Here is a 15,594-nt window from a genome sequence, read left to right as displayed (position 1 = left end):
AAATAAATTTTATAAAGGGATAGCGGGCATGATCTGCATCCCTTTATTTATTTGCGGGAAATTGTGATGTGTTTACAGTTTTTGTTGGCTTAATAAGCTTGACATTAGTGGAATAATATGAAAAAATATTTCATACTTAAATTACAATTGGAGGTGTTTAAATCATGCCAGCTGCAAACCATCCGGATTATAAAGCTGAGCTGGAAAGGTGCAGGTATACACTGGATTATGTCAATAAAACCCTTGATGCCACATTGAATCGAAAGAAAAAGCTTGATAACGATGTGGAACAGCTTAAAAGGCATCAAAGCGGCGATAGCAGTCAGAGCTATGTTGAATTGATGATTAATTCGCTGCTTCAGGGAAGTATGGAGCTAAAGCTCCGTAATCTGTATACCGCAACAGGAAAGCCTTATTTTGCAAGGGTTGATTTTACCGAAGAGGGAAAAAGTACAAAGGAAAATTTGTATATTGGTAAGATGTCTCTAATGAGAGATGAAGACCAGGAGGTCATAATAGTTGACTGGAGAGCCCCCGTTGCAAACCTTTATTATGAAGAAAGGCTTGGTGACGCTCATTATGTTTGCCCGGACGGCAATATAAATGGCAGCCTGACATTAAAAAGGCAGTTTTCCATTGAGGAGGGAGAACTACGGGAGATCTTTGACATAGATATAACCACAAATGATGATTTCCTTCAGTCATATTTAGGAGCAAGTGCAGATAACAGGCTAAAGGAAATTGTATCGACCATTCAAGTAGAACAAAACAGAATCATAAGGGCGGACATCTGGAAACCAATGATTGTTCAGGGAGCTGCGGGAAGCGGTAAAACCACCATTGCACTCCACAGGATAGCATATCTTCTTTATACCCATGAGAAAACATTAAAGCCGGAAAGCTTTATGATTATAGCACCCAACAAGCTTTTTCTTAATTATATTTCGGAGGTTTTACCTGAACTTGGTGTTGAGAGGGTAAGTCAGACAACCTTTGAGAGTTTTGCTATGAACCTTTTGGGTAAGAAATTCAAGGTGAGGGACGGCAATGAAAAACTTATTAGTTTTATAGAGGACAAAAAGGGGACAGATATCAAAAAAGGCATTGATAATAATGATAGAATGCTTCTATATAAAGCAACAGTTCTTAAAACATCCATGGCTTTTAAAACAATCATGGAAAGGTATGTTGAGTACGTGGAAACCGTTTTCCTTCCAAAGGAAGATTTCAAAATTGAGGGCATTGTTGTGTATCCTTATGATGAAATAAACAGACTGTTCTTAAGGGATTATAAAAGATGGCCTTTGGTAAAAAGGATAGATGAGATTAAGAAGCATCTTAATACCAGGCTGAAAGTTATGAAAGAAAAGATCATCAATGCACTTCATACCAAGTCTGATATGGAGGTAGAACGGCTCAAGCTGACCATGGAGCCGGGAGAAGATAGGCAAAAGCTTATAATTGAAGCGATTGACACAAGGAACGAAAGGATAAGCAGGGTTGAAGCCAATTCTAAAAAGGCTGTCAGTGAATATGTAAAAAGAATATCTAAGTTCAGCCCATGGGAATACTATAACGAGCTTATGGATAATGAAGATTTGCTTCAAAAGCTTTCTGAAGGCCTTGCAGAGAGAGAGATTGTGTCATACTTAAGAAAATATTCTGCAGAAATTATCCATTCAGGCTTTATTGAGATTGAAGACTTTGCTCCTTTGATTTATCTTAAATTTCTAATCCATGGTATAGATGAAAAGATACCCGTGCGGCAGATTGTAATTGACGAGGTGCAGGATTTCAGCGTATTTCAGCTCTATGCATTAAAGATGATTATAAAGGACAGCTCTTTTACACTGTTAGGAGACTTGTGCCAGGGGATACATTCCTACAGGGGCATAAAAAACTGGAAAGAAGTAAAAGAGGAGGTATACAGGGATAAAAAGCCTGAATACCTGACCCTGCAGCAGAGTTATCGTACATCCATAGAAATAATGGATGCAGCCAATAAGGTTATAAGCCTTTTAGATGATGATGAGATTATATTAGCCAGGCCTGTTTTCAGACATGGCGATCCGGTAAGGCTGATAAGAAGCGAAAGCCTTAAGGAAATGGCACAGGCAATGGCAGATTCAATAGAAGAGCTTAAAAATAAAGGGGTTAATTCCATAGCCGTTATATGCAAAACACTGGATCAGTGTAAGGAGATTCAAGGGTTTATGAAAAAGAGTGTTCCCGAGCTGCAGCTCATAACTGGTAAGGAAGATAAGTATCAGGGCGGCATGGTTATTGTGCCTTCCTATCTTTCAAAGGGTCTTGAGTTTGATGCAGTTTTAATTGCAGGAGGGGAGAACTACTCTGACGGAGAGCTGGATATTAAGCTTTTATATGTGGCTATGACCAGGGCACTGCATAAAATGGATATTTATTATACAGGTGAATTGACCAAAGTATTGGAGAGTGTTTATGGATAAAATGGATGGCATTAAGGCTCATTTTGATGAGGAAGCGGAACAATACGACGGAATAATAAGAAAGCTCATGCCCTATTATACCCATATGGTTGGGACAATTGCAAATTGTATACCGTTTAAGAGGGATGATGAAATTGAGGTTATAGATCTTGGCTGCGGTACAGGTACAATTTCCAGGGCAATATTGGATTTATATCCAAATGCCAAATTTACATGTGTGGATATGGCTCCCAATATGCTGAAGATGGCTGAGAGAAAACTGTGGGATGCCAAGGGGGCAAGGTATATAAATTGTGACTTTTATCAATTTGAGTTTGATAAAAAATATGATGTCGTTGTGTCATCCCTTGCACTTCATCACCTGGTAACAGATGAAGACAAGCTGGAATTTTACCGGAAAATATCCGACAGTGTAAAGCCAGGCGGAATATTTGTAAATGGTGACGTTGTTCTGGCATCTTATCAATGGCTTCATGATATGTATATTGAAAAATGGAAGGAATATATGTCAAAATCTGTTCCCATGGATGAGATTGAAAAATCATGGATGCCCCTCCATTACAGGGAAGACAGCCCCATATCGATGATGAAGCACCTTGAGATGCTTAAGGAAGCGGGATTTAATACAATGGATATAGTTTGGAAATACTATAACCTGGCAGTTTATCTTGCAATGAAATAATAAAGAAGTTTTGATTTGGGAGGATACTAATGCCGATTGTTGAAATAAATAAGGAATACCGTATTACTATAACAGGAATGAACCATGAAGGCCAGGGAGTTGGCAGAGTAGACGGTTTTACTGTGTTTGTTGACGATGCTTTAGAAGGCGAAGAGGTGCTTGTGAAAATTACCAAGGTTAACAAGTCATACTCTGTAGGACGGCTGGTAGAGATCATAAATCCATCGGATAACCGTACCCAGCCATTTTGTACGTCCTTTGAAAAGTGCGGGGGCTGCAGCCTGCAGCATATGAGCATGGATGCCCAGCTTAGATTTAAAACTAATCTTGTAAAGGAAAGCGTAAAAAGGATTGGGAAGCTGGAAAATGTAGTAATACATGATACCATTGGTATGAAGGATTCGTTATATTATAGAAACAAGGCACAATACCCTGTAGGAATTAGTCTAAACAAGCCTATAGCGGGTTTTTATGCCCGCCGTTCCCATGAGATTATTGAGTGTAAAGGCTGTGGAATACAGAATAAAACAAGTGATAGAATCAAGGATATTATAAGTGAATTTATATATAGAAATAAAATTGTACCATATGATGAAACCAAAGGTACAGGACTTGTAAGGCATATAATGACCAGGGAAGGCTTCAAAACCGGTGAAACCATGGTTGTTATTGTTATAAACGGCAAAGATTTTCCACATAAGGACAAGTTGGTTCAAGAGCTAGTCCACAAGGAGCCTTCGGTAAAGAGTATTTATTTGAATATTAATAGAAAAAACACCAACATTATTATGGGTGAAGAGAATGTTAAAATATATGGGGAAGACTTTATAACCGAATACATAGAGGATCTGAAATTCAGAATATCCCCTCTGGCATTTTTCCAGGTAAACCCTGTACAGACTGGAGTGCTTTATGGAAAAGCACTCCAGTACGCAAAGCTTACAGGAAATGAAGTGGTATATGACCTATACTGTGGAACAGGGACCATATCACTCTTTTTAGCAAGAAAGGCAAAGAGAGTATATGGAATCGAGATAGTAGCAGATGCAATCAAGGATGCGGTGAAGAATGCAGAAATTAACGGGATAAAGAATGCAGAGTTTATCGTAGGTGAGGCTGAGAATGTGGAGCTGACCCAAAAAGCTGATGTTGTGGTTCTGGACCCGCCGAGGAAGGGCTGTGATGAAAAACTGCTTGCTACGCTGGTAGATATGGGACCAAAAAGGATTGTGTATGTGTCATGTAATCCCTCTACACTGGCAAGGGATTTGAAGTACCTGGCGGAGAATGGGTTTGAGGTGCGTGAGGTGCAGCCGGTGGATATGTTCCCGCATACGGCACATGTGGAGTGCGTGGTAAGAATACAAAGAAAGAATTAGTAGGAATCCTAGTATTTAAGCGGGCTGCAAGGGTTATTTCGTTTAATACAGGTGGGGAAGATTTTAAAAATAAAGAGCAGGTAAATGAGCTTGAAGTGTGTATTGCGGTTAGGATATAGTATGAGGAGACATGTCAACCGGTAGAATGAAATTCTTACAGTGTGTAATTCTAAAAATGCTGTAAAGTATATAAAAAATTCTTGCTCATGCTTCTGATTATTAATTTTATTTGTCATGAGAAAAATATTAGGCGTAGGTGATAAATAATGGATACTAAAGTCATCAATTGGTTAATAGAAGAAAATTCATGGATGAATTTTGCAGTTGAAACACAGTTATTTGATAAAAAAGCTGAACCAGCGATTGCAACTAATGATGTGAAAATACAAAAAATTATAGAGCGTCTTAAAGATTTGGATGTTGGAATTACTGCTTTAAAAACTGGTAAAGTAAGATACTCAAGTACAGGAAATGTTTTTTGGGATTTATTTTTTCTATCCGATATAGGACTAAAAGCTGAAGATATTAATATTCATGATGAAATCGATGATTTTTTTAAATTACAACAAGACGATGGTACATTTATTCTTCAAGATGGAACAAAATCAAATTATCTTTGTATTCCTACTATAATTCTAGCATCGCTTGTTAAGATGGGATATAAAGATAATCCACATATAGTAAAGTATATTGATATCATAATTAATTCACAACGTTTAGACGGAGGCTGGCATTGTGCGTTGAACCGTGCCACTGGAAAGAAACTTCAAAATTCAGAATCATGTCCAATGGACAATTTGAATATATTAATGCTTTTAGGTCAATATGATATGTATAGAAATGATATAAGGCTTAACGGAGCTATTGATTTACTACTTACACATTGGAAAAAAAGAGAGGAACCATGGCGCCCATATGGATTTGGAATAGGGAATGATTATATTAAGCTGAAGTACCCTGCTGTGAAATATGGCATTCTTAGAGTTCTTGACGTTCTATCAATATATCCATACGCATCTAAGAAGCCAGAATTTAATGAAATGATTGAATTGGTTATAAAAAAATCTCTTGATGGTAAGTTTTATGCTGAATCTGTTTCACGTTCCTATGCAGAGTTTGATTTCGGACAAACTAAGTCACCAAGCAGATGGATAACATTTTTGATTTATAGAATATTAAAAAGAATTAGCTGATTCCTACGGAGGTGATTATTTAAATGAAAGCTATTGAATATGAAAAACTAGGTTTGAACATTGAACTTGTAGATAGATTGCTAGAACAAGTAACAAACTGGCCAGGAGAAGTATTAAAATCGCATAATGATTCAAGTCACTTAATACATAAACTTTCTTTCCTTGCTGACATTGGCTTTGATAGTAGTACACCGGAAATTGCCAAAACCGTACAAAAAATAATAGAACATATATCTACTGAAAATTTGTATCAGATTAAGATAAATATTCCTAAACATTTTGGAGGGACGGGACAAGAACAATGGTCTTGGATGCTTTGTGATGCACCTCTTGTTCTTTATTTGCTGAAAAGGTTTGGATATTCAGATAATAATAAAATTAAAGAAGGTATTGAATTCTTGATTAACTTGCAAAAAGATAATACTTGGACATGTACAGTATCTTCAGATTTAGGCAAATTTAGAGGACCCGGAAGAAAAAATGATCCATGCCCGTATGCGACACTTTTAATGTTAAAATTGATATCTTTGTTTGAAGAATATCATGATTTACCACAAACTAAAAATGGTGCAGAAGCATTACTTACATTATGGGAACAAAGAAAAGAAAGAAGGCCATATATGTTTGCTATGGGAAGCGGATTCCAGAAATTAAAATCCCCATTGATTTGGTATGATATTCTTCATGTGGTGGATGTATTATCAAAATTCAAGTGGTTACATAAAGATAGAAGGTTATTGGATATGGTAGATATTATAAAAAATAAAGCAGATGATAATGGTAAGTATAAGGCAGAATCGGTTTATAGGGTGTGGTGTAATTGGGAGTTCGGTCAGAAGAAGATTCCTTCAAAATTTATAACAGATAAAATAGTGAATATTTTAAAAAGAATAGTATAGTAAATCTGATAAGAGTATGGAAAACTGTTATTTTGGATTTGCTATAAGTGTTTGTTGCAAGAAAAAATTCCATAGTATTGCAACGAAAAATTTCCAGCACTTTTGCCAAGCGGGATAAGCATTTTTAGAAACTTTATACTCGATCCCCATCCTCAAAAACAAAATATCCCTCAAACCTGCAACCTAGAGCTTCGGCAATCTGCTTAAGCTCTTTTTCTGAGAAATTATCCCGAGTCAATTTATTAGATAAATTTTGATTAGTAGTACCAATTAAAGTAGCCAGTTCTGAAATGGTTACTTTTTTTCTTTTTGCCAATATACGAATTTTTTCACCCATAGTGAAAGGCATTATTAATCACCATCCTCATAAATAATATACACTTAATCGTGTGTATTATCAATAAAAACAATAAAATACACATTTTAAAATTTAATTGTTATTGCATATTCACACTATATAGTGTAGTATAAAATTATTAAGTGTATAGCACAAATGAAGATTAAAAGAAAGAAGGGTGTCTATGAATGCAAAGATTATAGCAGTTGCAAACCAAAAAGGTGGTGTAGCCAAAACCACTAGTGTAAGGAATATGGCATTTTCCCTTGGGGAGCAGGGAAAGAAGGTACTAGCTTTAGATTTCGACCCGCAATCTAATCTCACTTCATCATTCGCAGATGAGAATACTAAAATAACAACCACAATCGCCGAGATAATGTACAAGGCTATGGATGAGGAACAGCTTCCATATCCAAAGGAATATATTTATACCCATGGAAACGTGGACTTTATTCCAAGTAGTATTCATTTATCGGTAGTTGAAGCCAATTTGCGTATGGAAATGGGAAGCGAGAAGCTACTTGCCAATATCCTGGAACCACTCAGAAAGGATTATGATTATATTCTCATTGATACAAATCCATCTTTAGGACCGCTTACTATCAATGCTTTATCAGCTGCTGATAGTGTGATTATTCCAATCAATCCGGAGTATTATGCTACAATGGGACTCACAGATTTAACAAAGACTATCTTGAAGATAAGAAAAAGAATCAATCCGAAAATTCAATTTGAGGGAATCCTTCTGACTATGTGTGATATGCAGACAAATCTTCATAAGGAAGTCTGTGAAGAGGTAACAGAAGCATATAAAAATGGAATGAAGATTTTTAAAGTACATATTCCACGTTCCATAAGAGTTGGAGAAGCCAACAGATATGGTATGAGTATTGTTGATTTTGACAGGAAATCAAAAGCTGGAATTGCTTATAACGAAGTAGCAAAGGAGTTGATAATGAATGGTAACTAGACCAACCGCAAAGAAAGTAAAATCCCTTGATGAATTATTAATGGCAGATGAACCAACATTACCAATTCAAGCAAATGATAAAGTATTTATGACTATAGCGTTCGACAAAATTCGCCCCTATCAAAATCATCCATTTAGGCTATATAGTGATGAACGGCTTGATGACTTAGTTGAAAGCATAAAGGCAAATGGCGTTTTGGTTCCTATGATAGTTAGAAAGATTGAATGTGGTGAAGATGGATTTGAGTATGAAATGCTAGCCGGGCACAATCGAATGAATGGGGCAAAGTTTGCAGGACTTACTGAGGGCCCATGTATAGTAAAGGAGTACTTAACAGATGAAGAAGCACTTATGTATGTAGTAGAAACTAATGTGATTCAGCGGTCATTCACAGATATGCTTCCATCAGAAAAATCAACAGTACTTTCTCTAAGTCACTCGAAAATGTTCTCCCAAGGCAAAAGAAATGACATAATTGATGAGCTTAAAAGACTTGAAAACCCTGAATACATAAGGGGAAATGAAACTTCTGCCCCAGTGGGGCAGAAGTTAACGACAAGGGAAAAAGTAGGCAATGAGTATGGACTTTCAAAGAATACAGTTGCCAGGCTATTACGAATTGATAAGGTTATTAATGCTCTTAAAGATAGAGTTGACAACAATGAAATATCCATCAGATGTGCCGTTGATATATCATATTTAAAAGAAACTGAGCAAAAAGAAATTGAGCAGGTGCTTTCTCAAAATGAGTTTAAAGTGGATATGAAGAAGACACAAATGTTAAGAAGTTATTCAAATGATGGCAAATTAAATGAAAAAGTTATATATCAGATTTTATCCGGTGAGATAAATAAAAAGCCAAAATCAACAAATCCATCAATTAAAATCAAACATAAGGTGTATTCAAAGTTTTTTTCTCCAGATGTTAAATCAAATGAAATTGAGAAGGTGGTGGAAGAAGCACTAGAACTGTTTTTTGAAATGCATCCCGAAAGGAAGGAGGTTAATTCCGCTTGAGAAAAGATGAAAAGTTAAAGACAATCTATGAAACTATTGCTCCACATATAACAAGAAATGAAAGCAGCTGGCGAGATTATCTAAGGTTTGCATCAACATTTTATAAATATAGCTTCGATAACACACTGCTTATATTTGCTCAAAATCCAAATGTAACAATGCTTGCACCAACAGCTATATGGAATAGGGTTGGAAGGTATGTAAATAAAGGTTCTACAGGCATTGCAGTATGTGAATATGAGAATGCGAGGCTTACTATAAAACATTTATTTGATGTCTCCCAGACCCATGGGAAAGAAGTTGTCGCTACTAACTGGAAGTTTGATGATGAGCTCAAAAAACATATTGTTATACATTTTTCACAAGGATATAATTTAAACACAGAGAATTTCTCTGAATGCATCAAGCAAATATCACATAAAGCTGTTATGGAAAATCAATATATGCAATTACAGAGTTTTCAGGATGGGGTCGAAAATAGCATATTTGAAAGTCTTCCTGAAGATGGATTGCAGTTGCAGCTTCAAGAACTGCTAAGTGATAGTATTTCATACTTTGTAGGGAAAAGATGTGGGCTATCCGATGAAGAAATAGGTATTGGAGATGGCATGGTAACCATTGCACATTATAATACACTGCCTTTAATTGCAAAGCTTGGTCATTTGGTTACATCTGTTTCAAAAGGTATTTTAATAGAAATTGAAAGAAGTATCAAAACTCTTGATAGAGAAAGGAGTACTACAGATGAGCATATTAAAGATGGATTATACCGAGAAGGATGGAATGAATATTCCCAACATTCAAGTATCCAACGACAGCAATTACGACCAACCACTAGGCAAATACGGCAGAATGGCAATGGAATACCTACAGGAAGAAAAGCCACAGCGATATATGATTTTGAAAATGGATGGCACACTGATGGAGATAATGCACAAAGTTCAGGAAGAAGCAGTAGAGAAAATAGAGAACATATTACAACAGATGCTAATGAAAGACAAGATGCCAAATACAGAGGACATAATGGAGAAGACAAGACATATGAACAGTCTAAAGGCAGCAGCGGAGGAAATAGTCTTGAAGGAACTGGTATACAAAGTGAGATAAACCAACTTAATAACGAAATTTATAATCCAACCCATGATGAGTCACCTGACAGTGGCTCATTTTTAATGCAAGAAAATATTAAGAAAAGCGAGCAGTTGTCATTATTCTCAAAAAAAGATAAAACTCACGAGGAGCAATTGATGGAGATTGTTCTTCTAGAAGGTAGCCTAATAGAAGGTGGTAAGAAACGGATTTATGAGTATTCACAAACAAATCCAACAGGTTCAGCATTTGCAGCTTTCTTAAAAAATGAATATGGAATTGGTGGTCATTCAGTCAATAAAAATGGAATTCATTTTGAGAACCATGACAGCAAAGGAATTTCATTTGATTGGGTTGATGAAAACAGCGAGAAACGCAATACTACGATAACATGGTTAAAAGCTGCAATCATTATTCAAAATCTTATTGATGAAGAAAGATATATCACCAATGAAATAAAAAATCTTCAAAATGAAGAATCGGCAGTTTTAATACCTGATCGTGTTGATGTAAATGAAGATGCTCTGAATGATGTTAATACTGCATTTTTAGGCATGCCAATTGAAGAATTGAAGAATCCTGTTGATTTGAAAAATGATAATAATAGCTTGGAAGCCAAAGAAAATCAAGAAGAAGTAAAACCCAAAGCTGATGACAAATTTAATGAAGAGCCACCAAGTAAAATAAACTTCCAGTATTCAGAAAGCTATAGTCTCTATCCAAACGGAGCGAAAACAAAATATAAAAACAATATTGAAGCCATTAAGTTGTTAAAAAGGATTGAGAGTGAAAATCGCCTTGCAAATCATGATGAGCAGATAGTTTTAGCACGTTATGTAGGCTGGGGTGGTCTCGCTAATGCTTTTTCTGATACAGTAACAGGCTGGGAGAATGAATATCAGGAGCTGAAACATTTACTTTATGAAAAAGAGTATGAGGATGCAAGAAATTCAACAATAACAGCATATTATACTGAACCTGACTTAATAAAGCATATGTACAATGCAATTAGGCAGTTTGGATTTACAGGTGGAAAAGATAGAAAGATACTTGACCCAGCTATGGGAACAGGGAATTTCTTTTCGGTTATTCCAGATGGTTTTAAAGACACAGCTATTTACGGTATTGAAATTGACAGTATCACCGGGAGAATAGCAAAGCAGCTCTATCAGAAGGCTGAAATCAGTGTACAAGGCTATGAAACTTCAAATTATGATGACAACTCTTTTGATATCATACTTGGGAATATCCCTTTTAACAATATTAAGCTTTATGACAAAAGATACGCTGATGAAAATTTTTTGATTCATGATTATTTCATTGCAAAGTCCTTGGATTTACTTAAGCCTGGCGGAATTATCGGATTTATAACAAGTAAAGGCACCATGGATAAGAAAGATACAAAAGTCCGTAAATATATAGCAGAAAGAGCAGATTTAATAGGGGCTATCAGGCTTCCTAATAATGCTTTTAAGGCTCTTGCGGGAACTGAGGTTACAGCTGATATTCTATTTTTCCAAAAGTATAGCAGCCCAAGGAGTCTCGACAAGTTTTCTCTGCCTGATTGGGTTTTCACGGATACCAGAGAGTCTGATTATATTCATATGAATCAATATTTTATTGATAATCCGGATATGATACTGGGGAAAATGCAGTATAGCAGGAATATGTATGGAAATGAAGATGGAACAGCTTGTATTGCAACAGATGGACAGGACTTATATGAAGAACTAAATAAAGCTATTAATAAACTTAAGGCTACATTCTATGCTGAAGCAGATATACCAGTAGAAGAGGTAGTGGAACCTGAAAATGAATCCATAGAGATTGATGCCACTACCGGAACAAAGAATTATACTTATGTTGTTATGGAAGATAAGATTTATTACTGTGAACACAATAAGTTAATTCCACAGGATTACACTGGTAAAAGGGCAGATAGGATTAAAGGACTCTGTGAAATAAGGGAAGCTCTATTAGAGGTTATTGATGTACAAACAAGGGAATATGTGCCTAGCGAGCTTAAAGATGCACAGAACAAATTAAATGATATTTATGATAGTTTTGTTAAAGAGTGTGGTTTTATAAATGATAAAGCAAATATAGCAGTGTTTTCAGATGATGACCAATTCCCGTTGCTTCGTTCAATTGAAGACCAGAGCCATGATAAAAAAACATGGACAAAGGCACCAATATTTTATAAGGCAACCATTAAATCATATCGTTTGCCTCAACATGCACAAACAGCAAAGGAAGCTCTTGAGATAAGCCTAAATGTAAAAATGAAAATAGATTTATCCTATATGGAAGCATTAACAAATAAAAGTGCTGATACATTAATTGAAGAACTTGGAGATAGGATTTATTTAAACCCTCAAAAGTATTATGGGAACTACTATGAAGGATGGGAGCTTAATGAGGAATACTTAAGTGGACAGGTAAAGGATAAGCTTTTGTATGCAAAAATGAAAGCAGAGGAATATCCTGAACTATTCTCAAGGAATGTAAAAGCTTTAGAATCAGTGCAACCTCAAAAACTATTACCTGGAGAAATCGACTTTAGAATTGGCTCACCTTGGATACCCATAGAGTATTATCGTCAGTTTATGCATGAAACCTTTGGAACTCCCTATTATTTAAAAGATGCTATAGATATGGAGTATATGGAATTTACAACACAATGGCGTGTGCTAAATAAGACAAGAGATTCAAGCTCAGTTAAAGTTAACAATACCTATGGGACAAAAAGAGTAAATGCTTATCAGATTTTTGAGGACTGCCTAAATCTCCAAAGCACAACAGTAAGAGACCCTGTTCCATATATAGATGCTAATGGTAAGGACCAAATCAAATATGTCATTAATGCAAATGAGACCATGATAGCAAGAGCCAAACAAAATCAGATAAAGGAAGCTTTTGCAGGATGGTTGTTTAATGAAAAAGACAGAGCAGAGATACTCCTAAAAATCTATAATGATAAATTCAATACCATAAGACCAAGAGTTTATGATGGTTCACACTTGGTTTTTCCCGGAATGAGTGATGAAATAAAGCTACGTCCTCACCAAATGAACTTTGCAGCTAGGGTAATATATTCTGGCACAGGATTAGCAGGACATGTAGTTGGTGCAGGTAAAACAGCAGCACTTATCGCTTCGGGAATGTATCAAAAAAGTATTGGTGCAATCAAGAAACCAATGTTTGTAGTCCCAAACCATTTGACAGAACAATGGGCAAAAGAATTTTATCGGTTCTTTCCACAGGCTAAAATACTGGTGACAACCAAGAAAGATTTTGAGAAATCCAATCGAAATAAATTTGTATCTCGTATTGCCATGGGTGAGTATGATGCAATTATTATTGGTCACAGCCAGTTTGAAAGAATACCGATATCAAAAGAGCGTCAGGAAAGGCAGCTTAATGATGAGATTAATCAAATCTCTCATGTTATAAAAAAGATTCGTGATGAAAAGGGAGATAATTGGTCAATAAAACAAATGGTCATCTTTCAGAATAACCTTAAAAACAGGCTGACAAAGCTTTTGGCAGAGGGGAAGAAAGATGACCTTTTAACATTTGAACAATTAGGTGTGGATTACATGTTTGTGGATGAAGCTCATGTTTATAAGAATTGTTTTAGTTATACAAAAATGAGGAATGTTGCAGGGATTGGGAAATCATCCAGCCAAAGAGCTTCAGATATGCTTTTGAAGTGTCAATATCTCCAAGAAATTAATAATGGAAAAGGGGTTGTATTCGCTACAGGAACTCCTATTTCAAATAGTATGAGTGAGATGTATGTGGTGCAAAAATTCTTACAACCGCAGTTGCTTCAAAAAATGGGACTAAACTATTTTGACAGTTGGGCAGCTACCTTTGGAGAAGTGGTATCCTCCTTGGAAATCACTCCTGAAGGCTCTGGATATCGAATGAGAAATCGTTTTGCAAAATTTCATAACCTGCCTGAACTTATGAATATGTTTGGGCTTGTGGCAGATATACAGACGGCAGATATGCTAAGACTTCCAACGCCTGATATTGATGGTGGTAAAGCAACTATTATTGCAATAGAAGCGACCCCATTTCAGAAAATGCTTATGGAAACCTTTGTAGAGCGAGCTGAGAAAATTCGTACAGGGCAAGTGGATGCATGTGTAGATAATATGCTGAAACTTACAAATGAAGCTAAGCTCATGTCCATCGACCCTCGATTGGTCATTGGAGAAGCTCCAAATGATGAGGAAAGTAAACTAAATATTGCTATTCAAAAGGTTTCTGAAGTATGGAAAGTTACACAAGAATCTCGTTCAACGCAAATCATATTTTGTGACTCAGGTACTCCAAAGCCGGGACAGTTCAACGTTTATGATGAAATCAAGGAGTGCCTTATTGAAAAAGGCATTCATGCTGGAGAGATAGCTTTTATTCACGATGCAAAGACGGATGAACAAAGAGAAGCATTATTTGAAAGGGTAAGAGCTGGTGATGTTAGAATCTTGCTTGGAAGTACATCGAAACTTGGAACTGGTACTAATGTTCAAAATAAACTCATTGCCGTACATCACCTTGATTGTCCATGGAGGCCAAGTGATATTGAGCAGCGGGATGGCAGAATCCTAAGGCAGGGGAATGAAAATTCGGTAGTAAACATTTTTAGATATGTTACTAAAGGCACCTTTGATGCCTACTTGTGGCAGATTCAAGAGCAAAAACTGAAATATATAAGTCAGGTAATGACAGGGAAAAGTATTTCACGTTCTTGTGAGGATATGGATGAGACCGTCTTATCGGCAGCTGAGGTAAAGGCTATTGCAACCTCAAATCCTTTGCTAGCTGAGAAAATGGAAGTGGATAATGAAGTTACAAGGTTAAAGCTTTTAAAAGCCAATTGGAATAATGAAAGGATATTTTTAAAGCGTAATGTTGAAAGCAAATATCCCGGCTTAATAGCCCATTGTGAGCAAAAGATTGAAGCATTAAAAAAGGATATTAGTTTGAGGGATAAATCTGCTTCCCAAGATTTCATCATGAATATTGATGGAAAATCATTTGATGAAAGGGTAAAAGCAGGAGAAAGACTTCTAGTGATGAGTAAGATTAATGATATTGCTATAAATGGTGCTCCCCTTGAAGTTGGAACTTATCGTGGCTTTAAGATTTTACTTGCTCGAACATGCTTTGAACAGATAGAGGTGCAGATCAAAGGGGCATTAGCTTATCGTGTAGACCTTAGTAATTCTGAACTTGGTTGTATAACAAGAATAGAAAATGCTGTAGAAAGAATTGATGGTGTTCTTAATGATAATGTTAGGAAATTGGAGGATGCAAAAGTACAGCTTGAAGAAGCAAAGGCAGAAGTAGATAAGCCTTTTGAATTTGAAGTGCGTCTGAATGAATTTTCAGCTCGCCAAGCAGAGATAAACACCAAATTGGAGTTTAAAGAGTTAAGGGAACAGGAAACGGTTATTGTTGATGAAAATGGGCAAGGAAATGAAAGCGAGTATCAGGCAGAGGAAGTGAAATGTGAAATGGCAATTGCTGAAAGATAGCAGAAATGGA

9 protein-coding genes are annotated in these 15,594 nt (G+C 36.1%); 8 read left to right on the top strand and 1 reads right to left on the bottom strand.

What is annotated here, in order from left to right; translation table 11 throughout:
• The first annotated feature begins 164 nt into the window (after positions 1 to 164).
• The 5 genes from helD (at position 165) to Bccel_RS23260 (ending at position 6,621) form a co-directional block, all read left to right on the top strand.
• Positions 165 to 2,468 carry an RNA polymerase recycling motor HelD gene (gene helD / locus Bccel_RS23280; RefSeq protein WP_036935373.1) on the top strand — a complete coding sequence of 768 codons (2,304 nt, stop codon included), beginning with the start codon at positions 165 to 167 and terminating at the stop codon, positions 2,466 to 2,468.
• A complete protein-coding gene (locus Bccel_RS23275) occupies positions 2,461 to 3,150 on the top strand; it encodes a class I SAM-dependent methyltransferase (RefSeq protein ID WP_050753764.1) in 690 nt (229 codons plus the stop codon). The genes helD and Bccel_RS23275 overlap by 8 nt, the downstream gene beginning before the upstream one ends.
• 29 nt (positions 3,151 to 3,179) lie before the next feature.
• Positions 3,180 to 4,529, top strand: coding sequence for a 23S rRNA (uracil(1939)-C(5))-methyltransferase RlmD (gene rlmD / locus Bccel_RS23270; protein ID WP_036935378.1), 1,350 nt, complete (start codon positions 3,180 to 3,182; stop codon positions 4,527 to 4,529).
• Between the two features lie 266 nt (positions 4,530 to 4,795).
• On the top strand, positions 4,796 to 5,722 hold the full coding sequence (locus tag Bccel_RS23265) for a hypothetical protein (protein ID WP_036935380.1): 927 nt from the start codon (positions 4,796 to 4,798) through the stop codon (positions 5,720 to 5,722).
• Between the two features lie 23 nt (positions 5,723 to 5,745).
• Positions 5,746 to 6,621 carry a hypothetical protein gene (locus Bccel_RS23260; protein ID WP_036935383.1) on the top strand — a complete coding sequence of 292 codons (876 nt, stop codon included), beginning with the start codon at positions 5,746 to 5,748 and terminating at the stop codon, positions 6,619 to 6,621.
• A 133-nt stretch (positions 6,622 to 6,754) separates the two neighbouring features.
• Here the strand turns inward: Bccel_RS23260 and Bccel_RS23255 are convergent, their stop codons facing one another.
• Positions 6,755 to 6,970, bottom strand: coding sequence for a helix-turn-helix transcriptional regulator (locus Bccel_RS23255; RefSeq protein WP_036935386.1), 216 nt, complete (start codon positions 6,968 to 6,970; stop codon positions 6,755 to 6,757).
• A 172-nt stretch (positions 6,971 to 7,142) separates the two neighbouring features.
• Between Bccel_RS23255 and Bccel_RS23250 the strand changes: the two genes are divergently transcribed.
• From Bccel_RS23250 to Bccel_RS32375, 3 genes are read left to right on the top strand one after another with little or no spacing between them, the layout of a single operon-like run.
• The gene (locus Bccel_RS23250) at positions 7,143 to 7,928 is read left to right on the top strand and encodes a ParA family protein (RefSeq protein WP_036935389.1); all 786 of its coding nucleotides are present in this window, start codon (positions 7,143 to 7,145) and stop codon (positions 7,926 to 7,928) included.
• Positions 7,918 to 8,946 carry a ParB N-terminal domain-containing protein gene (locus Bccel_RS23245; RefSeq protein ID WP_036935392.1) on the top strand — a complete coding sequence of 343 codons (1,029 nt, stop codon included), beginning with the start codon at positions 7,918 to 7,920 and terminating at the stop codon, positions 8,944 to 8,946. The genes Bccel_RS23250 and Bccel_RS23245 overlap by 11 nt, the downstream gene beginning before the upstream one ends.
• Positions 8,943 to 15,584 carry an Eco57I restriction-modification methylase domain-containing protein gene (locus tag Bccel_RS32375; RefSeq protein ID WP_036935395.1) on the top strand — a complete coding sequence of 2,214 codons (6,642 nt, stop codon included), beginning with the start codon at positions 8,943 to 8,945 and terminating at the stop codon, positions 15,582 to 15,584. The genes Bccel_RS23245 and Bccel_RS32375 overlap by 4 nt, the downstream gene beginning before the upstream one ends.
• The last annotated feature ends 10 nt before the right edge of the window (positions 15,585 to 15,594 follow it).

Origin of the sequence: Pseudobacteroides cellulosolvens ATCC 35603 = DSM 2933 (assembly GCF_001262605.1) — a bacterium.
GTDB lineage: Bacteria > Bacillota > Clostridia > Acetivibrionales > DSM-2933 > Pseudobacteroides > Pseudobacteroides cellulosolvens.
Note: the sequence above shows the minus strand (reverse complement) of the source record. Positions and strands in the feature narration are given on the sequence as shown.